14 protein-coding genes are annotated in these 24,784 nt (G+C 49.3%); 5 read left to right on the forward strand and 9 right to left on the reverse strand.

Annotated elements, in window-relative coordinates:
• Positions 1–47 precede the first annotated feature (47 nt).
• From PKOR_RS02840 to PKOR_RS02880, 9 genes are all read right to left on the reverse strand, one after another.
• Positions 48–1,160, reverse strand: a complete 1,113-nt coding sequence (locus PKOR_RS02840) for a glycoside hydrolase family 43 protein (protein ID WP_046309020.1) — start codon at positions 1,158–1,160, stop codon at positions 48–50.
• A gap of 44 nt (positions 1,161–1,204) precedes the next feature.
• Positions 1,205–2,920 carry a glycoside hydrolase family 43 protein gene (locus PKOR_RS02845; protein ID WP_200897416.1) on the reverse strand — a complete coding sequence of 572 codons (1,716 nt, stop codon included), beginning with the start codon at positions 2,918–2,920 and terminating at the stop codon, positions 1,205–1,207.
• An 18-nt stretch (positions 2,921–2,938) separates the two neighbouring features.
• Positions 2,939–5,878: a glycosyl hydrolase 115 family protein gene (locus tag PKOR_RS02850; protein ID WP_052738696.1), complete on the reverse strand. Its 2,940-nt coding sequence runs from the start codon at positions 5,876–5,878 to the stop codon at positions 2,939–2,941.
• 54 nt (positions 5,879–5,932) lie between these two features.
• Complete coding sequence (locus PKOR_RS02855; RefSeq protein ID WP_046309021.1) at positions 5,933–7,255, reverse strand: MFS transporter; 1,323 nt, start codon at positions 7,253–7,255, stop codon at positions 5,933–5,935.
• Between the two features lie 28 nt (positions 7,256–7,283).
• Positions 7,284–8,744, reverse strand: a complete 1,461-nt coding sequence (gene uxaC, locus PKOR_RS02860) for a glucuronate isomerase (protein WP_084694703.1) — start codon at positions 8,742–8,744, stop codon at positions 7,284–7,286.
• Positions 8,713–9,918, reverse strand: a complete 1,206-nt coding sequence (gene uxuA / locus PKOR_RS02865; protein ID WP_046309024.1) for a mannonate dehydratase — start codon at positions 9,916–9,918, stop codon at positions 8,713–8,715. Before uxuA ends, uxaC begins: the two co-directional genes overlap by 32 nt.
• A 58-nt stretch (positions 9,919–9,976) precedes the next feature.
• Complete coding sequence (locus PKOR_RS02870; RefSeq protein WP_084694704.1) at positions 9,977–11,923, reverse strand: sialate O-acetylesterase; 1,947 nt, start codon at positions 11,921–11,923, stop codon at positions 9,977–9,979.
• A 350-nt stretch (positions 11,924–12,273) separates the two neighbouring features.
• On the reverse strand, positions 12,274–14,220 hold the full coding sequence (locus PKOR_RS02875) for a RagB/SusD family nutrient uptake outer membrane protein (protein WP_046309025.1): 1,947 nt from the start codon (positions 14,218–14,220) through the stop codon (positions 12,274–12,276).
• A 13-nt stretch (positions 14,221–14,233) separates the two neighbouring features.
• Positions 14,234–17,353 carry a SusC/RagA family TonB-linked outer membrane protein gene (locus tag PKOR_RS02880; protein ID WP_046309026.1) on the reverse strand — a complete coding sequence of 1,040 codons (3,120 nt, stop codon included), beginning with the start codon at positions 17,351–17,353 and terminating at the stop codon, positions 14,234–14,236.
• Positions 17,354–17,885: 532 nt separating this feature from the next.
• Between PKOR_RS02880 and PKOR_RS02885 the strand changes: the two genes are divergently transcribed.
• From PKOR_RS02885 to PKOR_RS02905, 5 genes are all read left to right on the forward strand, one after another.
• Complete coding sequence (locus PKOR_RS02885; RefSeq protein ID WP_046309028.1) at positions 17,886–18,935, forward strand: LacI family DNA-binding transcriptional regulator; 1,050 nt, start codon at positions 17,886–17,888, stop codon at positions 18,933–18,935.
• Between the two features lie 67 nt (positions 18,936–19,002).
• Positions 19,003–21,159, forward strand: coding sequence for an alpha-glucuronidase family glycosyl hydrolase (locus tag PKOR_RS02890; protein ID WP_046309029.1), 2,157 nt, complete (start codon positions 19,003–19,005; stop codon positions 21,157–21,159).
• A 17-nt stretch (positions 21,160–21,176) separates the two neighbouring features.
• Entirely contained in the window at positions 21,177–21,935 is a 759-nt protein-coding gene (locus PKOR_RS02895) for an SDR family NAD(P)-dependent oxidoreductase (RefSeq protein WP_046309031.1), read from the forward strand.
• A 144-nt stretch (positions 21,936–22,079) separates the two neighbouring features.
• Positions 22,080–23,261, forward strand: coding sequence for an endo-1,4-beta-xylanase (locus PKOR_RS02900; RefSeq protein WP_052738697.1), 1,182 nt, complete (start codon positions 22,080–22,082; stop codon positions 23,259–23,261).
• Between the two features lie 6 nt (positions 23,262–23,267).
• A complete protein-coding gene (locus PKOR_RS02905; RefSeq protein ID WP_046309032.1) occupies positions 23,268–24,752 on the forward strand; it encodes a xylulokinase in 1,485 nt (494 codons plus the stop codon).
• Positions 24,753–24,784 lie beyond the last annotated feature (32 nt).

The raw sequence follows: 24,784 nt of genomic DNA on the forward strand, positions 1-24,784 counted from the left end.
CCCGGCCAAGTATACTTGGCCGGGGCTTTTACTTTTGCGTTTGTCGCTTAAGCTTCTGATGGCTCAACCATCGCATCGATAGTCTCGATAGAGCCGTCTGGGTTATGCTTTAGCTCTGTTACCTTCACGCTTCTAAGGTGTGTCTTGCCTCCGGAAAGGGAGCTGTCGTGGTAGAACAAGTACCATTTACCGTTATGCTCCACAATGGAGTGGTGGTTTGTCCAGCCAAGCACCGGCTTCAGGATTACACCCTGGTAAGTGAACGGTCCCAGTGGGTTATCGCCGGTGGCGTACGCAATGTTATGGGTATCACCGGTAGAATAAGAGAAGTAATACTTGCCGTTATACTTGTGCACCCAGGCTGCTTCAAAGAATCTTCTGTCGTTGTCTTTGGCTAATAGAGGCTGGCCGTTTTTGTCCAGTATCTGCACGTCTTTTACTTCGCCTTCGAAGCTCTTCATGTCAGCACTCAGTTTCGCCACCTTAGGCATAAGGGCTGGCTGATCATCAGCCGGATATTCATCGTTCGGGTTATACTTGCCCGTGCTCCAGCGCTGCAACTGGCCACCCCATATACCGCCGAAGTACATGTAGTAATCTCCACTGTCATCCTTGAAAACGGCTGGGTCTATACTATAGCTGCCTGCAATTGGCTCCGGCTCCGCCTTGAAAGGACCGGTAGGCGAAGTGCTGGTGGCTACACCAATGCGGAATATATCCTGCTTATCCTTGGCCGGGAAGTAAAAGTAGTACGTGCCATCTTTGTAGGCAGCATCGGGTGCCCACATTTGTCTGCTAGCCCATGGCACATCCTTCACGTGCAGCGCCACATCGTGCACCGTCACTTTACCACCTACACTGTCCATCGACAGCACGTGGTAGTCTTCCATGGCAAAGTGAGAGCCATCGTCTTTCTCAGGCACGCCTGCATCAATGTCGTGCGACGGGTAAACATAGATCTTACCGTTGAACACATGTGCAGAAGGGTCTGCCGTGTACATGTCTGTTACCAATGGCTCCGATGAAACAGAAGCCTGTTGTGCCACGGGTGCCTCAGTGTCTGCCTGATTCTCGGTGCTGGTGCTCTGGCAACCACTTGCTAAGACTGACGCAGCAAGAAAGGCCATTGCTGAATGCTTAAGGTGAGTTTTTGCAATCATGTTTGGTTTAGTTGTTTATCTTATTGTTTATACCCGATGTTAGACTATTTCATTGTGGTAGATGTGCTTTTGTAGATATCATCGTTCCCCTCGTAGTCGAACCACTCAAACTCAGCTTTAGAGGCAGACGGCTTACCCTGTGAGGTAGCGTACATACCAAGCGTGACACCCACAAAACCACCGGCCACACGTGTGCTCAGGTACGTGCCATCCACATCAGCCTTTAACAGCTTCCAGTCCCCTTCATTTGTGGTGTAGTAAAAGCTATACTTCCCACCGTCAAATGCAATCTTTAACTGCAAAGGCTTTTTGCTTTCCTTTCTGCTTAGTGTTTCCTCAGCAAGTACAGCGTTATCTGCCTTCCTTAACTGCACAACCTGTTTCCCTTTCGAAATCGTTTTTCCTAAAGTATAATAGTTCTTCTCTCCCTGAAAAGCAACAATTCCGGCAATTTCATTTTTGGAGGCTGGGTTAAATTTCATTCGGGTACTGGCACTACCTTCTAAGTGTTGTTGCCTTCTGGCTATGTAAGAAGGATTGCCTTTACCTGAAAGTTCTTCCGGGCGCACCTCCATACTGAGGCTTCCGGTTGGCTGACTTAGGCTATACCAGTTACTTCGCGGGGTGCGCAGCATCATCCAGTACATCGGCAATTCGCTTGCTGTAAAGTCTTCCCTATACCTGAAGTTGCCGTTCAACGGAAAATCGCTCAGTTTTGCTTCAGGCAGGTTTGGGCGGGTATAGCTGTACTGTACTTCCTCGTGTTTGGCATTAATGATGGGCCAGCCGTCTTTCCAGGTAACTGGTGCCAGAAAGGTTTCGCGGCCAATGTTGTAATGATCCTCCGTGTCGTACGGGCGCGTAGCCAGGAAGATAGACCACCACTCGCCGTTTTGTGTCTGTACCAGGTCGGCGTGGCCGGTGGCAGACACAGGATTAGGACGGTCGTTTGGCAAATGGCGTTGCGTAAGTATAGGGTTGTTCTCGTAAGGGATGTATGGCCCGGTTACGTTCTGGCTGCGCAAAATTACCTCCGAGTGGTTCACGCTTGTTCCACCCTCAGCTGCCATCAGGTAATAATAGCCGTTTACTTTGTAGATGTGGGGGCCTTCTATCCAGACAGGCTTTTTGGAGATATCCACGCCTCCGTTCACCAGTATTGTAGGTTCGCTTACCGTCCTCAGGTTTTTGTAGTCAAACTCCTGTATTCGGATTGTGCGGTGGCCGTCGTAAAGCGGCTTGTTGTCCGGTGCATCGCTGTTGTAGAGGATATAGGCTTTGCCGCCCTCATCAAAGAACAAGGAGGGGTCGATGCCGCTTACCTCCGGCAGCCACACCGGGTCAGACCAGGGGCCAGCCGGGTTAGTGGCCGTTACCACAAAATTACCGCCTTTGTCTACCAGCGTGGTGACCATGTAAAAGGTGCCATCGTGGTAGGCAATAGCCGGGGCGAAGATACCCCTGGAGACGCCTAAGCCTTCTACATCTAACTGTTCCGGCCGGTTTAGTATGTTACCGATCTGCTGCCAGTTTACCAGGTCTTTGCTGTGGAAGATCGGCACGCCCGGGTAGTAAGAGAAGGTGGAGGTGATCAGGTAATAATCGTCTCCTGCCCTGCAGATACTTGGGTCGGGGTAAAAGCCTGGCAGAACGGGGTTTATAATTTTCTCCTGCGCCTGCACAGCCAGTGTACTAAACAACAATCCGGCTGCCAGGCAGCATTTTTTCAGAATGCTTTTATACTTGCTTATACTTGTCATACCTTTATTGATGGGTGATCAATTCACTGCCGTTGCCGATTCCTTACGATAGCTTTGTGGCGGGCCAAGGTAGCTTGGTTTAGCGCCCTCTGTCTCCACTATGATCTTCTGAATCACTACACCTGGGTCCACCATCCATACTTTCAGCACATGGTTACCAGGCTTCTCTACCTTGTGCTTCGACTGCGTTACGATGATGTTGTTGGCCACCCACTCGTCCCAGGATTGGGTGGTGTTATCTTTATGGATGTTCACGATCTGCGGCTCGGCATCGTCGATGGAAAAGGCATAACGCAGGCCTTCCGAGTCGTTATAATTGAGGGTTGGTGACACAAGCACCTGCACATTCACTTCTCCGCTATTGATCAGGTGCATGTCGTACTCCAGGCGTGGGCTGTTGGCGCCTGGCTTCTGGCTTGGTGCCGTAACCGGGAAAGATGTTACAGCCGAAGCAGTACGACCTAAGTCTGGTATCACGCTCCATACTTTGCCATCTGCCTCCTCGGAGCGGCTATAGTTGTGCGCCTCCATAGACACATAGCCATTACTTTCTACAAAGCCTTTCAAGTTTTCTGCCTGAAGTGAGGCTGGGTTATTCACCACAGCTTGTACCACTACGCGTTTGCCATTCGGCCCGGTGATGGTAACAGGCACACGCTGTTTGCCTGTTGGTGCGCTTTTCCAGTCCACGCTCACCCACAGGCGCTGCTGGTCTTCTACTTTGCCCTCTTTTTTATCTACCTGCAGCCAAGGCGCACCAGTTTGTATCTGGTAGCTGAACGGAGTTTGTCCACGGTTGAATATCTCGATATAAAATGCTTTCTCTCCGTAAGGTGTCAACTCTGGTAGCACAGCCTCTTCTTTTGCTGCAGGCCACCATTTTTCAGAACCCTCAACGGCTACTCCCATATCGGCACCGGCAGGCAGTTTGATTTCATTTACCTCCGGCATCACGTCTTTCTCCGGCTGCTGCCAATACGTATAACTGATGTGCGTCTGGTCCATCATGTGGCTCCACTTGCCGCCAGCAATGTCCTCGTTATAGATTCTGGACAGCTCCTGGTCCGTAGCAAAAAGTTCTCTGCCTTTCTCTGCCATTGCGTTTGTCAGGGCTCGACCTTGTTTGGCGTAGAGGTGGTTTTTGGCAACTGTAAAGTATAGCTCATTCAGGTTGGCAGAGGCTTTAACCGGGTGCAGTACCAGCTGGAAGAAAGCATCTTTATACTTTGCTGGAATAGTTTTATACAGCTGCTCCGCCTTCTCGGCAAGTTGGTTATAATCTGCCACCACTCTTTCAAACTCACGGTAATTGCTCAGGCTGTAGGTCTCCGGTGACAAAAGTTCTGGTTTACGACGCGAGTTATACTTAGCATACTTGGCCAGCATCTCGGCAATAGCAGGTGCATACTCTTCAGTAAACTGCTGCGCCGCCCACAGCTGTGTATACTCGTCCAGTCGCTCGGCTGGCCATTTCTCCGGGTTCCAGGCATAGGCCAGAAAGAACTCTGTCGGAAACTCCATTGGCTTGATGTCGCCCACGTTCACGATCCAGATTCTGGTGGCATTGTGCTCATAGGCCAGGTGCATCTGCTCCCAGATGCGTGGCAGCGGGTTAGTATTTATCCATTTGTAGTTTCTTGGACCACCCACATAATCGTAATGGTAGTAGATACCGTAGCCACCGCTATGCTGCTTCTCTCCCACCTTTGGCAGCTTACGAATGTTGCCCCAGTTGTCATCAGCCAGCAAGAGTGTTACATCATCTGGCACGCGCATGCCTTTGTCGTAGTAATCCTGCACTTCCTTGTATAGCGCCCAAATCTGCGGTGTTTCAGAAGCTGGCTTGCCCGTTACATCTGCAATAATCTTGCGCTGATCATCCACGATCCGCTCCAAAAGGGCAATGTTACTTTCCTCGCTCATCGGCTCATCGCCATCGCCACGCATACCTATCGTCACGATGCTTTCGTTGTCGCCCATACGTTCTATGCCTTTGCGCCAGAACTCCTGCAGGTTCTCTTTATTGGTCTGGTAGTTCCAGGGGCCTTTGCCGTAACGGCTCCACTCCACGTGGGCACGCATCAGTGGCTCGTGGTGTGATGTCCCGATCACCACGCCGTACTCATCTGCTAACCCCGGACTCTTCGGGTCATCATCGTAAATAGATCTGCCCCACATGGCTGGCCACAGGTAATTGCCTTTCATGCGCAGGATCAGCTCAAACACATGTACATAGAACTTGGAGTTAAAGCCACCAAACTTCTCTGTAGCCCAACCTGCCAGCGCTGGTGCTTCATCATTAATAAAGATGCCTCTATACTTTACCGCTGGCTCTCCGGCTGTGTGGCGGCCGGGTTGCACATACAGGTTTTGTTTTTGCTTCACCGGCACATCAGCCCACCAATACCATGGCGTCACGCCAATCTGCGCCGACACATCGTAAATACCGTAGATAGTGCCGCGCTTGTCGCTGCCAACAATTACCAGTGCCTCATCTACGCCGCGTATAGGCTTCTCTACCACCTGCACCAGGTAGGTTTCCCATTTACCAGCCACACCCGACACATCCAGCTTCTTGTCTTTCACCAGCTTGTCTATCACCGGACTTTTACCGAGCGTACCGATCAGTACCAACTGCTTTGCCTTCGGAGCTTTCTTGTTTACCGTAAGCTGCGGCTCTGTATTGGTTACGCGGTTAATATCTGCCTGCAAGTCCTTTGCTGCCCGTATCACGCCGGCAAAGTCTTCCCTACTCACATACAAGGGAGCCGACTTACCTGCCGCCGATAAGGCAAAGCTTCCGTTTGTTCTGGAGGAGGTGATGTAGGCCGTATCTACTACCGTGGCCCAGGCAGGTTGGCCCGCAAGTATAAGCAGTGCTGCCAAAGCATAAGCTACCTGAGGTAACAGGCGCAGGCCAGGTATTTGCAACGTGAAGTTTAGAAAGAAATGCTTCATGGTGTTTTAAGTTAAGGCAGCACTAGCTGCCATTTACATACTTTCAGACTTGTTTTACTGTACTTGTACCTGCTCTTCTTTCGGAGCGAGGAAATGCATCAGCACCCACGCCAGCACATAGGCCAAACCACATATCGTAAAGATGATGTTGTAGCCTGCCGTTAGATTACCGAGGTTGGTATAGTAATCCAGAACAGCACCGATAAACAGCGGGAACAAAGCACCACCCACCGAGCCAGCCAAACCACCAATGCCTACCACTGAGCTCACAGCGCGTTTCGGGAACATATCAGACACAGTCGTAAAGATGTTAGCGCTCCAGGCCTGGTGCGCAGCAGCAGCCAGGCTGATCAGGCCAACAGCTACCCACATATCGGAAGTATAGCGTGCCAGCATAATCGGCACTACCAGCAGCGCAATGATGAGCATGGCTGTCTTGCGCGCCTTGAAAACTGGCATTCCTTGGCGAATCAAGTAGGAAGACAGGTAACCGCCACCAATGCTACCCACCGTGGTGGCGGTGTAGACAATAGTTAGTGGCAGGCCTAGGCTGCTCAGGTTCAGCTCGAAGGTGGAACTGAAGTAAGAAGGCAGCCAGAACAGGAAAAAATACCAGATAGGGTCGGTAAAGAATTTACCGACGATGAACACCCAGGTTTGGCGGATAAACAGAAGTCTACCCCACTTTATAGGCTTTTCGCTTCCTGCGGCCAAAACCTCTTCGTTGTCGCTATGGATGTAATCATACTCCCCTTTACCCAGCCGCTTTTGCTTCGAGGGGATTTCATAAAAGATAAGCCAGAGCACCAGCCACACAAATCCTACTGCTCCTGTTATGATAAAAGCCTCTTCCCAGCCATAGGCAGCCACAATTAAAGGCACCAGCAAAGGAGCTGCAATAGCACCTACGTTTGCGCCACTGTTAAACAGACCGGTTGCCAGTGCTCTTTCTTTTTTAGGAAACCACTCTGCCACAGTTTTTATCGCCGCAGGAAAGTTACCAGACTCTCCTACACCAAGAGCCACACGTGCCACGCCGAAGCCGAAAGTTGACTTTGCTATGGCATGTGCCATGGCGCCCAGGCTCCATACTACAATGGAGACCGAATAGCCCATTTTAGTCCCTATTCTGTCTATGATCCGCCCGAAAACAACCATACCCAATGCATAGGAAGCTGTAAAGGCCGTAACAATGGCGGCATAGTCGCTTTCCGTCCAGCTGAACTGTTGCTCCAGCACAGGCTTTAAAATACCCATCACCTGCCGGTCGAGGTAGTTAATGGTAGTGGCAGCAAACACAAGGGCGCAGACGGTCCAGCGGTAAGAACCGATCTTTACCTTTTCTGTGACGGGCTGTTTTGTAAGCGGTGAGTTCATAGCGGGTGGGATTACGTTGGATTAAATTCTAGTTAAGAGGGAAGTAGCTCTTGGCGTTATAATAGCAGATATCCTGTACCATTTTGCCTATCCAAGGAATGTCGGCAGGCAGTAGACCCTGCTCCACGTCATTGCCAAACATGTTGCACACCAGCCTTCTGAAATACTCGTGGCGGGAGTATGAAAGGAAGCTGCGCGAGTCTGTAAGCATGCCGATAAAGCAGCTGATAAGCCCCATGTTTGAGAGTGCATCCATCTGCGCCTTCATGCCGTCCAGCTGATCAAGGAACCACCAGGCTGAGCCGAACTGCATCTTGCCCTTGATGCCGCTTTGCTGAAAGTTTCCTATCATGGTGGCGAAGGCAGCGTTATCAGCCGGGTTCAGGTTGTAGATGACTGTTTTGGCCAGCTTTTTTTCGCCCTCCAGTTGGTTGAAGAAGGCCGACATGGCGGCTATCTGGGTATAATCGCCGATAGAATCATAGCCGGTGTCGGGCCCGTTTACTTTTAACATGCGGGCGTTATTATTGCGAATAGCCCCCAAGTGAAATTGCTGTACCCAACCTTTCTCGTTGTACATTCTGCACAGCTCCAGAAGTATAAATCCTGCGAACTCCTCCTGATAAGCATCTGCCTCTGTGTCATTCCCAGCTAGTACAGCTGCAAAAGCCTTCTCCAGGTTCCCGCTGTACACGCCTACCCATGGCAGGTTAGACAAACCATGATCGGAAATGCGGCAGCCGTTGCTATGGAAATAATCTATCCGCTGCTGCAACGCCTCCAGCAGAGAGTCTATACGTGTAATCTCCACCTGGCTCACCTCTGCAAGCTGCTGCAAGTAGGTTCTAAAGCTATCCCCACCACTCAGTTTCAAGGCCTTATCCGGGCGGAAAGAAGGCAGCACTTTGATTTTGAAAGACGAGTTAGCTAGCTGCTGGTGGAAGTATAAATTATCCGTCGGGTCATCCGTAGTGCCTACCATTTCCACATTAAAATGCTCCAGTAGCCCCTGCGGCGTATACTCCGGCTGCTGCAGTAAAGAACTGCAGTGTTCGTAAACTTCCAGCGCGTTTTCTCCTGTCAGCAGTTCGGTAACACCAAACGGATTCTTCAACTCCATCTGCGCCCAGTGGTAGAGCGGATTGCGCATAGTATATGGCACAGCCTCTGCCCACTTCAAGAACTTCTCCTCGTCTGTTGCATCGCCGGTAATATACTTCTCGTCGATACCCAGGGTGCGGAGCGCGCGCCACTTGTAATGGTCGCCGGCCAACCAGATGCTGGTCATGTTTTCAAAATTCCTGTTCTCTGCCATCTGCTGCGGTGACAAATGGCAGTGGTAATCTATAATCGGGAGCCCCTTTGCATAATCGTGGTACAGCTGCCGGGCAGTATCCGTCTGTAGCAGAAAGTCCTCGTTCAGGAAACTATTACCCGTTTGCGGCTTCAACTCCCTTTTAGAGGTTTGTAACATTGTATCGTGGGTCATGTACTTCTTCGTTAAAAATTGATCTCGCTACGCCCATTTCCAGCCCCCTTAACTCTGCCAGACCGCGCAACCTGCCAATGGCCGAGTAGCCTGGGTTGGTTGTTTTCACTAAGTCGTCGAGCATCTGGTGCCCGTGGTCCGGACGGAATGGGATTGACTGTTCACGCTTCTGATTGATGGCGATCAGCTCGCGCATCACACCATACATGTCCACATCACCGGCCAGATGGTCAGACTCATAGAAGTTGCCTTGTTCGTCTTTCAGCACGTTGCGCAGGTGCGCGAAGTATACCCTGTGCCCCACCTCTTTTAATATTTCAACTGGGTTGTTGTGACTTCCTGCGCCCAAAGAGCCTGTGCAGAAACAGATACCATTGGCCGGACGGTCTACTCTGTTAATGATATAAAGCAGGTCCTCTTTGGAGCTGGCAATGCGGGGCAGGCCAAGAATAGGGAATGGCGGGTCGTCAGGATGAATAGTCATATTGATGCCCGTTTCCTCGCACACATCCATGATAGACTCAAGAAAATATGCCAAGTTCTCACGCAAACCTGCATGCCCGATGTTTTTGTAGATGTCTATACTTTGCAGCAACTGCTCGATCGTCACACTGCCCTCGGTAGGCACACCCATCAGGATGATTTCGTTTAGTGCCTGCAACTGCTCTTCAGAGAAGCTGTTGTATCGCTTTTCGGCCTCGCTAACTACACTTTGTCCATAGTCCTGCGCAGCGCCTTCACGTTTAAGTATGAATATGTCGAACACAGCCAGGTCGGCCCAGTTGAAGTACAGTGCCTTGGCACCATTCCATAACTCGTAGGCTACATTGGTGCGCGTCCAGTCGAGTACAGGCATAAAGTTATAGCATACTATGTCAATGCCGCAGGCAGCCAGGTTGCGCAGTGTTTGCCGGTAATTTTCCAGGTACTTTTCGCAGTCGGCACTACGGGTTTTGATGGCCTCGTGTACCGGCACACTCTCCACTACCACCCACTTCAGGCCAGCGGCTTCAATAATATCTTTGCGCTCCTGTATTTCTTCCAGGGGCCATACTTCTCCGTGCGGTATGTGGTGCAAGGCACTTACTACTCCGGTGGCTCCGGCCTGTTTCACATCCTGTAACGACACCGGGTCATTCGGACCGTACCATCTCCAGCTCTGTATCAATGACATATATCTTCTGTTGTTTCGTCTAAACTTTATTAAACAGCCCTATTATGTACAATAGTGCTTATAACTCTCGTGTAACTGTTGCTTCAAACGGGGAGGCCGGCAAGCCTTCTTTGTTATAGAGGTTGGCTCCCTCAGGATTATCTGCCCAGGCGTATCTTATAAATACAGGGTCTGCTACTCTGTCGCTCCATACCACTACCCTGTCCCCTTGTATGTCGGCATTTGCCCAAACAAACTTTTTATCCTTTCCGGCAATAGCAAAATGTTTCAGGGGCCTGTTGTCTGAGGTAGCGAGGCCGCTGCCTGTATTGGCAAAGGTTAGCACCAGCTTATTACCCTGCGCCTGTACAGACTGTAGAAGAGGCCCGGAGGCAACTACTTTTTTATCATTGTAAGCCAGCTTTCTTGCCTGCAGCGCAAGGCGCTCTCCTACTGTTTTTTTATCCAGGGGATGGATGTCGTTCCACTCTCCCGCGTCTATCGTTACTGCCATACCTGTGCTTGGCACCGCCAAAGTCTCTAGTTGTGCCTGCCTTAGCGCAGCCCAATTGCTTTTTTCAGGAGTGCTTTTAGGCTCCATAAAGTTGGCCAGCTGCACAAAAATGAAAGGGAAATCCCCCTGCTTCCACTGTTTTCTCCAGTCAGAGATCAACTTGCTCATCAAAGCAGTGTATTCCGCCGGGTTCTTGATATTGGATTCACCCTGATACCAGATCACACCTTTTATGCGGTAATCTGTAAGAGGTGCAACCATGGCATTATAAAGGCCAACCGGCTTCCACCTGACAAAGGTCTGCCCAGGCGTTGGCTCCATTTGTGCGCCCAATTTGTACTTCCACTCCCCTTTCAGGTCGATGGACTGGTCGCCGACAAGCAGCTCGTAAGGCTTATCCAGTACAAAGCCGCCTCTGCCTCCATTACTGGTCACCCTCACGGCAATCGTGTTTTTACCTTCTTTCAGGACATCCTCAGAAAACATGTAGCGCCGCGGAGGGTACTGGTAAGTTGTGTTCCCTACTTTTTTACCGTTGATGTATACCTCGTCCGCATCCACAATCCTGCCCAGCAGCAGCTTTGCAGGCTTTCCTGCCATGGACTTGGGCACGTTGATTTCTTTCCTGAACCACACTACCCCATTCACATTTCCTAGTGCCTCATCAGCCCAGTAGCCTGGCAAGGTCATTTGGCTCCAGTCTTCATCATCAAAGTCAGCTTCTGCCCATCCTTGCTTCAGCCCAACGTCATTCTGGTTCAGTTTGCTGTACCATTGATTGCTTAAAGCCTTGTCTTTGGTTTCAATGCTGTCGATCAGAGCATCATTTTTGAACTGCTGCGCTTGCTTATAGTAGCCAGGAAACTCTTTAAGTGCCTCTTCGCTTATCCATGCCTCAGCGGGTGACCCTCCAAGGGCTGAGTTGATCAGACCGACAGGAACCTTGTACTGTGCGTACAGGTCTTTTGCAAAGAAGTAAGCGACTGCCGAAAACTTAAGGATGTTCTCCGGTGTGGCTGGCTGCCAGCTCCCACTCTCCACATCAGCGTTTGGCTTCTTGAAGTTATACTTGTCCGGAACCTCAAAATGCCTGATGTTTGGGTTGTTGGTTTGGGCAATAATATCTGCATATTTATCCTGCACCCGCTCCATGGTAAGTTCCATGTTCGATTGGCCAGAGCATACCCAGACGTCACCAAACAGGATATCTTTTACCACTACCTCGTTGCTTGCCTTAAAAGCCATTTGGTAAGGCCCGCCGGCTTTTTGAGGGGGAAGGGTAATGTGCCATTTTCCATCTTTGCCTGCAGTTGCGTTGTACTTCTTTTTTTGGAAGGTTAAGGAGACTTTTTCTCCAGGAGAGGCCCAGCCCCACACCTTGGCTTCTGCATCTCTTTGCAACACCATACCATCGCTTATCAGGCGCGGCAACTTCACCTGGCTGTAGGTGGCTACACTTATACACAGTAACAGGTGAAGAAGTAAAGCTCTTTTCAATAAAGCTGATATCATAAAGGGTATTGTTTACTAGCTCATGTAAAAGCATATGATCGACCGGCAAGGCCCCGGCCGACCACATACATACCTATTCACTCACTTTACATTCTTGTTGTTTCGCGGGCAAGGCTTCTCTTTGAAGCCGTCACCATCATAGTAATTTACTAATATTGTTCTAAAGCTCCAGCACTATTTTAGCAAGTGCACTCAAGAATACCTCTCGCTCCGTCTGGCTTCAGGTATTTGAGGCACTTGCTCTTCATTTTGATTTTTCTAATCACGGATTTGCTCAGGTAAGCTTTCTTTTTTGAAGAATTAAAGACCGGCTGCCCAATAGGAGCAACCAATCCTTTAATCTGCATTCTTTAGTTATATCCTGGATTTTGGTAGTTACTAACATCACCCTCCATCGCATCAAGCTGACCTATCGGAATAGGGCGCAGGTAGTGGTGTGGCTCAATAGTGCGCTGCACCGTTTGAGGCGTGTGGTCTCCGTAAGCCATACCCGCGATTTCGTAAGTAGAAGCAAGTTCTGCCCACTTCTGCGTGCGCACCAGGTCAAACCAGCGGTAACCCTCGCCATAATACTCACGTGAGCGCTCTGCCAAAATATAGTTGATGTCTATCGTTGCCGGAGTGGCTGCAACCATCTCCTCGCTACGGTCTTCCACTTTGGCAGTGTTCCCGTTGTTATCCCAGCGCCACTTACCAGCGCGTTCCCGGATAACATTGATCAATTCTCTGGCACTCTGCCCACCTTGTGTATTTGCACCCTTCACTGCTGCTTCGGCCGCTATAAAGTATAGCTCCGAGAACTTAGCAATATTGAATGGCCGGGTGCTGGCGGCGTTTGGCTGCCCCAGGCCATCTCCATTATCGGTGCGGTGCGGGCCAAGTTTCCAAAGACCCGGGTATACAATTCTGCTTATGCCGCGAGGGGCTATCACAAAGTCAGATCTGCCAGGCAACTCTCCTGCTCCGATATTGCTTTTACCTGGTCCGTTAGGGTAATTAACAGGTGTAGCTGGCTGCTCATCCAGGAAAGTAAGTATAGGTTCGCCAGGTCTAACTGGTAAGCTGTTTGCGTTATAAACAACATCAGCATTAACACCTCCCTTAGGCCAGTTGCCACGGTAAACGGTTGTAAAGGTGCCATCGTAGCGGGAGTCATTAGTTTTGTCGGCAAAGGTGTTGGTGATAACGCCTATTGTTGGGGCCATACGTGTCCATGGGCGACCCAGGTGCTGTTCTGCTTCACGTTGTACAGAGCTTATCACGTTAGACCAGTTTGGATCCGTGGCGCTTCTGATGTTTGTGTAGTTCCATGTCATCATCCAACCGGCAAAGTTTTCAGGCGCGTTTCCATTGCTCCAGGTAAGGCTGGCTCCGTTGTAAAACTCGCTTGTCTCGGTATGGTCGGCGTACAGCAGAATTTCGCTGTTGCGGTCGTTTGAACCCAGGTTTACATCATAGAAAGTCTCCTGTAAACCGAAAGGTCCCGGATTATTAATCGCTGTAGTAGCCACATCATAAGCCTGCTGGAAGTACCACTGAGCCTCATGACCATCAGGGTCAACTCGAGGCGTTTCCGGGTATGTAGGAATGTTGTTTGGGTTCTCAAGCCACCAACCATAAGTCAAATAAGCTTTTGCCAGGTAAAGGCGCGCCAGCGTTTTAGTTGCACCGCCGGTTACACGAGGGTTATCAGGCAGTTGCTCGACCGCTGTCAGCAGGTCTGGGAAAATGGCTTTGGTATAGACCTCAGGCACCGTGTTGCGAACTGAAAACCTCACAGGGTTCGTGTTGAACTTCAGCTCACCTGCTCCCAGATCCAGAGGTACTCCACCGAACGTCTGAACCAGCAGAAAATAATCAAACGCACGGAAGAACCTGGCCTCGGCAATGAGCGCGTCCGGAATAGTGCCTACTTCGGCAGCATTTTCTATGATACCGCTAGCAGTATTGATGTTAGGGAAGGCCGCTCCCCACAGTACGTCTGCACGGCTGCTGGACGAGTTGATTTCCCCCTGCCCCGATAGGTCCATGACAAGAAAGTTCTGGTCTGCACTCTGAGCATATGTTACCTCATCAGTACCGGTTTGTGTGGCATTATAGTAATAGGCTTGCCCATATATGTAGCGCAGGTGGGCGTACATGGATGTCAACCCGCCATATACACCTTTCTCGGTTCTGAAAAAGCCAGGTTCATAAATACTACGCGGCTGCTCTTCCAGAATATCTTCGCAGGACCCCAGGAACAGCGACATAACCAGAGCTGCTCCCATGAAGTATTTTCTATTATTACGTTTCATTGTTTTCTCCTTATTAGAATGTGACATTGAGACCAACCAAGTAGTTGCGTGTTGCAGGCGCGTTAGTACCAAGCGTCAGAAGTCGCCTCTGGTAAGCAGTGGTTACTGCCGCGTTTTCGTCGCCATAGGAGTTGGTTTCAGGGTCCATACCTGATTCTTTGTGGTAAGGCGAGAACATCACGAATGGATTCTGCGCCGTAACGTAAAGTCTTAGATTGCCTATACCGGCGTTCTTCAGCCAATTGCTGCTGTCAAAGTTATAGCCAAGCGTGATCGTGCGTACTTTCAGGTATGAAGCATCGAAGTAGCCCAGCGTGCTGCCATACTTCGGGTTGTCGCCACTGGCCATGCCGCCAGGTTTTGGATACTTGGCGTCGGTGTTCTCCGGTGTCCAATAGTCCACCTTCACGTTGTTGCGGCGTCCGCTCAACATGTTAAGGTAGCCTGACGCTGAATAGAGAGTACTGATAAGGATACCGCCGCTCTGGAAGGCTCCTACAGCTGTCAGGTCAAATCCTTTATAAGCTACACGGGTGTTAAAGCCTCCCTGGAAATCAGGATTCACATTCATGATCTGACGGTCTTCAGGCCCAATTGCCCTTACAGGTGTTCCATCAGCATTGTAGTCACCAGTATATCTTACTTTGATCATACCTGGGTTTCCGCCTGGCTCCAGGATATCCAGGAACGGATCTTCCTCTTGCCATAGTCCTACCTTTTCATAGTCGTAGATAACATTGATTGGTTGGCCTACAAACCACCAGTTAGATTCATCCCTTTCCTGTCCCGAGGCAAGTGCCACCAGTTTGTTGCGGTTACCATACAGGTTTACACCGGCTTCCCATGTCCAGCCATTGAGGTTGTCCAGAATCACCCCGTTTAGCGAAAGCTCCAGGCCCTTGTTCTGGGTCTCCCCAATATTGGCCACATAGCTGCCCACACCCGCTGTAGGAGGCAGACCAACTCTAAGTAGAATATTGTTTGTGTTGGTTACATAATACTCGATGGTACCTGACAGACGGTTATTCAGGATGGCGAAGTCCAGACCGTAGTTCCATGTCTCAGAAAACTCCCAGCCTAAACCGGAGTTAGGCAGCTCGGTTACATACACCCCTGTTTCATACGTGTCAGGGCCAAAGTTGTAAGGTCTGGTGCCAAGGCGCCCAAGGGTAGCGTAAGGATTGATTGCTTGGTTAGAAGTTTGACCGTAGCCAGCACGAAGTTTCAGCATGTCTACAAGGCCCACATTCTCCATAAAGGACTCTCTTGCTATGTTCCAACCAGCCGATATAGCAGGATAAGTATGCCATTTGTGTCCCGGCGCCAGTCTTGAGGAACCATCCGAACGCACAGTAGCGCTTAGCATATAGCGGTCGTCATAAGCGTACATCACGCGCCCCATCCACGACATCAGGCCGCTCTGCCAATAGTCTTGCTCATTTGGATTAATTGTGATTTCTCCGGCAGCCTGCCCCAGGTTATAGAACTGGAAGGCATCAGCAGGAATATTTCTTGCTGAAATGCGCGAACTGTTGAATCGTGATTGTGAGGCAGAGTATAACGCTACGGCATTTATATTGTGCTTGTCAGCAAAAGTGCGGTCGTAGGTCAGCAGGTTCTCAATTGTCCAGTCGGTAGTGTGTGCGTTGCTGATAGAGGCAGTTGAAGGAGTTGTTGGGTTGGCGTTGTTTATCCCCTCTCCTGTGTAGCTACCACCGTGGCTCTGGCGATAATTAAGGCCGAGGTTAGCACGATATTTCAGTCCCTCCACTCCTGGAATTTTCACTTCGCCATACAGGGTATTGTAAGTTCCAAACGCTCTGGTTTCACTGAGCCATCTATCGCTAATATCCTTTAATATGTCTCTTGAGTAGAGCCACTGTTCATCTAACGGCATTCTGATGGTTCTCTTCCAGGTGCCATCCTCGTTATACGGACTCGCAATAGGCGACATGCTGAGAATATTATACAGCCCCACATTCGAGCCCTCTGTAACGTTGTAGTTGTTGTAGGTGGTAAAGCCAAGACGAACATACTTTCCTACCCCTTGGTCTAGACCGCCACGCATGGAGTATCGCTTGTACTGCTGTGTAGGAATCACGCCTTCATCTTCGAAGTAACCTGCACTGAAGTTGTAGCGGCCATCCTCAGTACCACCTGAAACGCCTACGTCATGGCTCGTTACCATGCCGGTTCTGTACAATAGGTCTTGCCAGTCAGTGTTTATATCATCAGATTCATCCAGTGCGTTTGTGTACTGACCAGCTGCCTGACGCAGTGCAACAAACTCAGGACCGCTCATCATAGGGTATTTCGCAAAAATGTCTTTTACGCCATAAAAACTGTTATAGCTCACCTGTGCCTTTTGCCCTACTTGTCCTGTTTTGGTTGTCACCAATATAACGCCGTTAGCACCGCGCGAGCCGTAAATGGCAGTTGCAGAGGCATCTTTCAGGATATCAATACTCTTGATGTCGTTAGGGTTGATATCGGAGATAGATCCGGCAAAGGGAATACCATCCAGCACCACCAGCGGATCGTTGCTGGCATTCAGAGAGCGCGTACCGCGTATACGGATTTGTGTTGCCGCACCGGGCTGTGATGAAGTTTGCGCAAACTCCACCCCTGGCAGACGTCCTTGCAAAGCCTGAGTTATGTTACCCGCTGGCACCTCACGCAACGCGTCACCACCGATGGAAGCTACCGAGCCCGTCACAGCTTCTTCCCGCTGCACCCCATAACCTACTACTACTACTTCTTCAAGGGCTTTGGCATCTGCCCCCATCTGCACATTAATAGTAGAACGGTTATTTACCGGTACTTCCTGCGCAGTGTAACCAATGTAGGTAAACACAAGCGTGCCGTTTCCATTAGGCAGGTTAATCGTGTAGTTTCCCTGTGCGTCTGTAGGCGCGGCAGTGTTTGTTCCTTTCAAGAGCACGGTTACACCAGGTAGCCCTACTCCGGCCTTCGCGTCTGTAACGCGCCCTGAAACACTAAAGGAACCAGTTTGAGCAACAGCCGATATACTTGCCGCCAGATAGGCTATAAGCACAGCTGTCAGTATGATGACCCGCGGTACCCGTATCCGCCAAGCCAGCATCTTAAGATTGTGTGTGAGATCACTTTTCATAAGTGCTAAGGTTTTAGGTTTTATATGCTTTAAGGGGTGTATTAATTTTAATTCCAGATTCAGTTTTGTTCAGCAACTTACATGCTCTCAACTTCTTGCTACCACCTACCTCAGCCACACCAGAAGTGCCGCTCAGCTTTAAAACACTTTTTCTTATCACCCTATTTATCAGGTAGCTAAGCTAGTATAGAAGTGAGTAATTCCTCATTCATAAAGTAAACTTGAGACTTATTTACGTAAATTGCAACCGATTGCAGAAACAAATCAGAAAAAATTTTTTCCTGCGCCTTCTCCTTAGTACTAAAAATGAGGCACACTATACCGTTAAAACACAATCCATTCTATTAAATAATAAAAAAAGAGCAGCCCTAACGCTATATTGAGGAGTGAAATCTAACTAGAAATAACAAAAATAGGTGATTGAGTACTCAGGATATATTTAAACCAAAATCAAATAAAGCAGTAAATACACTTTTAAAATTGCAACCGATTTCATTACTTTGTTTTAGACAGGTTTGCAAGATATTGTGCTATGGACAAGGAAATCACCATATATGACATAGCTAGGAAGCTTTCTATCTCACCTACCACGGTAAGTAGAGGATTGAATAATCACCCGGCAGTTAACAAGAATACAAAGCAGAAAATATTTGATGCTGCAAATCAGATGGGCTACCGCTCTAACACTTTCGCGAGCAAACTCAGGAAGCAGCGCACCAATACGATAGGAGTAATTGTGCCGCGCCTGGACAGCAGCTTCCAGTCTTCTGTGATGGCCGGCATGGAGAAAGTGGCCAACGAGGCCGGCTACAACCTGATCATCAGTCAATCTCTGGAAACAGCAGATAAAGAGGTGGCCAATGCCAGAACTATGTTTGAAAACAGAGTAGATGGGCTTTTGGTGTCGTTGGCGTACGACACTGAGAACATAGACCACTTCGAGCCATTCTTTAGCAAGGGCATTCCGCTACTGTTCTATGACAGGGTACCGGAAAACAAGAAGTGCACCAGCATTGTGATCAACAACATACAGGCAGCGCACAACGCAACATCTCACCTGATAGAACAAGGCTGTAAGAGGATAGTCCACATCAGTGGCAACCTGAAGATAAATGTTTACAAAGACAGGCTAAAAGGGTATAAGTACGCTTTAATGGATGCCAATATTCCCATTAAAGAAGACTATATCATAGAAACAAGCCTGAGTGAACAAGCAGGTATAGATGCGGCAAAACAAATACTGCAGATGAACCCACGCCCTGACGGCATTTTTGTGGCTAACGACAATTGCGCGGTAACCTGCATTAAAACGCTTAAGCAGGAAGGTGTGCGCATACCAGACGACATAGCTATAGTGGGCTTCAACAACGACTCCATTACCAGAGTAATCGACCCTAACCTCACCTCTATCGACTATCCTGGCTATGAAATGGGTGAAATAGCTGTAAGAAGCCTGATCAATTATTTGGATGGTGTATCTGATGTAAGTATAACGAATACAATTACCCTCGACTCTGAACTGGTAGTAAGAGAGTCTTCACTAAGAAAGGTAAACCAGCCAACCGTGCTTAGCAAGGGTTAAAAAGTATAAGTGGCCTGCACCACACGAGCAGCCTTCGATAATCTTCAAAACTGTAATTATGCGTCTTATGAAAAAGATATGCACTGTTTTTGTGCTTCTGATGATTCTTTTGGGTAGTCATGCATTTGCTGAAGATGGTTACAGGCTATGGCAGCGGTATGAGCAGGTGCAGGATGCATCTAAACTGCAGGCATACAGGAAAGCAGCTGGTGAAATAATTATACAAGGCAACTCCCCTACCCTCAAGGTTGCTCAACAGGAGCTGGAAATGGGACTCAACGGCCTGCTAGGCCAGGCTGTACCGACAACGCAGCAACCAACACAGCAAAACATACTGGTAGCGGGCACACCTTCCACCTCTGCTCTTATAAAGGAGTTAAACCTATCAGATAAATTAAAAGCTGCTGGGGATGAAGGTTACCTGCTCCTGACTACTACAAAAAACGGCAGGAACTATACCGTAATAGCCGCCAACACAGATATTGGCGTGCTGTATGGCAGCTTTCATCTTCTGAGACTCCTGCAAACGGAACAGGACATCGCTAAGCTTTCGCTAACAAGCACTCCTAAAATCAAGCACCGCGTACTAAACCATTGGGACAACCTCGACAGAACAGTAGAGCGCGGATATTCTGGCTTTTCGCTTTGGAACTGGCACCTCCTGCCAGATTATATAGACCAGCGCTACATCGACTATGCCCGCGCAAATGCCTCCATCGGTATAAACGGCACGGTACTAACCAATGTAAATGCCAATGCACTTGTACTAACCCCGGACTACCTGAAAAAAGTAGCAGCACTGGCCGACGCTTTCCGACCTTACGGTTTGAAAGTATACCTGACTGCACGCTTCAGCGCTCCAATAGAAATAGGTGGATTAAAAACAGCTGACCCCTTGGATCCGCAGGTACAGGCCTGGTGGAAGCAAAAATCAGATGAAATCTACGGCTACGTACCTGACTTTGGAGGCTTTCTGGTAAAGGCAAACTCTGAGGGACAGCCAGGGCCACAGAACTACGGCCGCAACCATGCTGATGGGGCCAACATGCTGGCTGACGCTGTGGCTGCACATGGCGGCATCGTAATGTGGCGCGCCTTTGTGTACGACGACAAGGAACCAGATGACCGCGCCAAGCAGGCTTACAATGAGTTTAAACCACTAGATGGGCAGTTCCGAGACAATGTGCTGGTACAGGTAAAGAACGGCCCAATCGATTTTCAGCCACGCGAGCCTTTCCACCCGATGTTTGGAGCCATGCCTAAAACACCACTGATGATGGAGTTCCAGATTACGCAGGAGTATCTGGGCCAGGGCACTACCTTGGCTTACCTCTCTCCTATGTACAAAGAAACACTGGAGTCAGACACATACGCCAAGGGCAAAGGCTCTACGGTAGCTAAAGACATAGATGGCACCTTGTACAAACACACACTAACAGGTATAGCCGGGGTGGCGAACATAGGCACCGACCGCAACTGGACCGGCCATCAGTTTGGTCAGGCAAACTGGTACACGTTTGGGCGCCTTGCCTGGGACCATACGCTGTCATCAGAAGAGATTGCAGAGGAATGGCTAAGAATGACTTTTACCAACAACAGCCAATTTATAGCCCCAGTGAAAAGTATGATGTTAGGCTCCCATGAGACCATCGTCAACTACATGACTCCGCTTGGGCTGCACCATATCATGGGCTGGAGCCACCACTATGGTCCGGGTCCCTGGATCAAGGACAAGCACCGCGCCGACTGGACCTCCGTTTACTACCACCGTGCCGATGAGAAAGGCATAGGCTTCGACCGCACCAAAACCGGAAGTAATGCCGTGAGCCAGTACTTCCCTCCTGTTGCCAAGCAGTTCGCAAACCTGAAGACAGTGCCGGAGAAATACCTGCTATGGTTCCACCACGTGGATTGGGACTACAAGGTAAATTCTGGCAGAACCCTTTGGAATGAGCTATGCTACAGGTACAGCAGCGGCGTAGACGGAGTACGCCAGATGCAGCAGACTTGGGACAAGGTTCAGGGGCAGGTTGATGAGGAGCGTTTTCAGCATGTGAAAACCTTCCTGGCCATACAGGAAAAGGAAGCAAAATGGTGGCGCGATGCGTGTCTGCTATACTTCCAGACATTCTCCAAACGACCAATACCGCAGGATTTAGAAAAGCCAGCACATACGTTAGAGCACTACATGAGCCTGGACCCAAAGTTTGTTCCCGGCATATAGATACTTAATGCACTCATATGAACTCAGATTCCAACACAGCAACTAAGACGGCCATTGTAACTGGTGGAGCATCAGGACTTGGCTATGCCATAGCTCAGAAATTTGTTGAAGAAAACATCCGCACCATCATTATCGCCAGGAACGAGCAAAAACTGCAGGAGGCCAAAGGAAAATTTGGCAACCTGTGCTCCTACATTGTTTTCGACCTGACAAACCTTCCACAAATACCAGAATTAGTGACTGGAATTGTAGAAGAGTATGGCAAAATTGATATCTTAGTGAATAACGCAGGCATTAATTTAAAGAAGCCTTTCACAGAAGTAACAGACGAAGACTTTCAAAAAATCATGCTTACGAACGTTACTGCTGTATTTGCTCTAAGCCGCGAAGTAGTGAAAACAATGCTACCACACGGGAACGGGGCCATTGTAAATATTAGCTCCATGGCTGCCCAGTATGGTATCCCGAAGGTTATTGCCTATTCAGCGTCCAAAACAGCGATAGAAGGCATGACAAGAGCCATGGCTGTAGAACTATCGCCACTTGGCATCAGGGTAAACTGTATAGCACCGGGCTTCATCGCTACCGATATGTCTGCCAAAGCATTGGATAATGACCCGGAGCGCAAGAACAAGGTGTTATCCCGCACTCCAATGGGTAAACTAGGAACTCCGGCCGATATAGCTGAGGCAGTATACTATTATGCCTCTGAAGGGGCTAAGTATGTTACAGGTACAGTACTGCCTGTAGACGGAGGAAATTCAATCGGCTTTTAATCACTTATGCAGCTCCAGCGCTGATAAGCGGGGGCAAGTGAATTAAGCAAGTTAAAATGTAGCGTAATAAATGAATAATCATGTAGTGCAGGCATCTCACCATTGATTAACTCCTGCCCAGTCATTACATTTAGTAACTGAAAAATGAAATCATATAAGGTATTACTCGCTTCCTTTCTTGCACTTGCTTCTGTGCTAGCCTCTTGCACAGATTCACAGCAAGGCACCTCAGAAACTGCAACGGCAGAGCAGACTGCTGCAGACTCGTCTACAGCCCTGAAAGATGTCTTTCAGCAGGATTTCTATGTTGGGGCCGCACTTAACTTTCAGCAGGCTAGCGGCAAAGACAGTGGCGCTACTGCTGTCATCGCAAAGCACTTCAATACCATCAGCCCGGAGAACCTTCTGAAATGGGGTCCGGTACACCCTGAGCCCGACAAGTATAACTTTGGCCCTGCTGATGACTACGTTAAGCTGGGGCAGCAGCACGATATGTTTGTGGTAGGCCATACACTGGTTTGGCACAACCAGACGCCCGACTGGGTTTTTGAAGTCGGGAAAGACAATCCAGCCAGCAAAGAAGTACTGCTACAGCGCATGGAGGACCACATCAGTACAGTAGCCGGCCGGTACAAAGGCAAGATACATGGCTGGGATGTGGTAAACGAGGCCCTGAACGACGACGGCACATTACGGGAGTCTAAATGGCTAAAGATAGCTGGCGAGGAGTACCTGGAACGGGCTTACAGATTGGCTCAGCAAGTAGACCCGGAAGCTGAGCTATACTATAATGACTACAACATGTGGAAGCCAGCCAAGCGCGACGGTGCTATCCGATTGGTGCGCAATCTGCAGGAAAAAGGTGTGAAAGTGGATGGCATAGGTATGCAGGGCCACTGGGGCTTAGAGAACCCAAGCATTGAGCAGATAGAGGAAAGTATAGTGGCCTTTTCTAAGTTGGGTAAAGTCATGATTACAGAACTGGACATTGACGTATTGCCAAACCCAAGCAACCGCAACGGAGCCGACATCGACGCTACCTTCGACTTCGACGAGAAGTATAACGTGTACACCGAGGGGCTTCCAGACTCAGTACAGCAGAAACTGACGAAGCGTTATGCCGATATTTTTGCCTTATTCTACAAGCATCGCGACAAAATCAGCCGTGTTACCTTCTGGGGTGTTACAGATGCTAATTCCTGGCTAAACGACTGGCCGATTAAAGGCCGCACCAGCTATCCGCTTTTGTTCGATCGCAATTACCAGCCTAAGCCTGCGCTTGAAGCGGTGCTTAATTCTAAACCGAAAACTTCATCTACCCAATAATATTATATGCTCTTATTAGGTATAGACGTAGGAACGTCTTCCATTAAAGTATCCGTAGTTGATGCCCAAACACAGGAGTGTCTTGCCTCAGCTCAATATCCTGACGAGGAGTCTGACATCATCTCTCCTAAACCAGGTTGGGCAGAGCAATCGCCTGAGATGTGGTGGGAACATGCCAAGGCAGCTATAGTTAAGGCCAACGCCACCGGTAAGTATAACCCAAAAGACATTGGTGCCATAGGTATTGCTTACCAGATGCACGGACTTGTGGTGGTGGATAAAGTACAGCAGACACTCCGCAACTCCATTATCTGGTGCGATAGCCGTGCTGTGGAAATCGGCAACAAGGCTTTTAAAACCATTGGCGAAGAGAAAAGCCTGTCACGCCTGCTCAATTCACCAGGCAACTTCACAGCTTCTAAGCTCTCGTGGGTAAAGGCTAATGAGCCAGAGCTATACTACAACATCGATAAAATCATGCTGCCTGGCGATTTTGTGGCCATGAAGCTAACCGGCAGTATCACGACTAGTGTTTCCGCACTGTCAGAGGGTGTGTTCTGGGATTTCCAGGACGACCAATTGTCGCAGGATGTACTGCAGTATTATAAGTTCGAGAAGTCGCTCTTCCCGGAGATCAACCCGGTGTTCTCAGAACATGGCACCGTTAAGAAAGACGTAGCCGATGAATTGAGCCTGAAAGAAGGCATTCCGGTTACCTATAAATCTGGCGACCAGCCAAACAACGCGCTCTCGCTAAACGTGCTGAAGCCTGGTGAGGTGGCTGCCACAGCTGGCACATCCGGAGTGATTTATGGCGTAAGCGATAAGCTGATCTATGACCCACAGTCGCGCGTGAACACGTTTGCCCACGTAAATTATGGTGAGCAGCAAAAACGATTAGGTGTACTCCTTTGCATCAACGGCACCGGCAGTCTTAACCGCTGGATCAAAACCATTGCTGGCACTGGCATCGGCTACTCCGAAATGAACGACATGGCCGCTAAGGTTAGTATAGGTAGCAATGGTCTGCGTGTGATTCCTTTTGGCAACGGCGCTGAGCGCATGTTAAATAACAAGATCGTTGGAACGCACTTCCACAACATCGACCTGAACCTGCACAGCAAAGCTCATATGTTTAGAGCAACACAGGAGGGTATTGCATTTGCCTTCCGTTACGGCCTGGACATTATGCGCGAGAGCGGCATGAACCCAAGCATTATCCGGGCTGGCAAGGCAAACCTGTTCCTAAGCAACACCTTTACAGAAGCCTTTGTAAACGCTACGCATGTACCTGTAGAGCTCTACCAGAACGATGGTAGCGTGGGTGCTGCCATTGGCGCAGGTATAGGTGTAAAGGCCTTTAAATCCGAGGAAGAAGCCTTCACGAACAGCAAAAAGCTACAGGTAATAGAGCCTAAATCCATCGACAAGTATGAGCCGGTTTACCAGGAATGGAAAGAACTGCTTGAACAACACTTACAACAAAAATAACCTTAACCAAAATAGATAAACTGTTTAACCTT

Origin of the sequence: Pontibacter korlensis (genome assembly GCF_000973725.1) — a bacterium.
Taxonomy (GTDB): domain Bacteria; phylum Bacteroidota; class Bacteroidia; order Cytophagales; family Hymenobacteraceae; genus Pontibacter; species Pontibacter korlensis.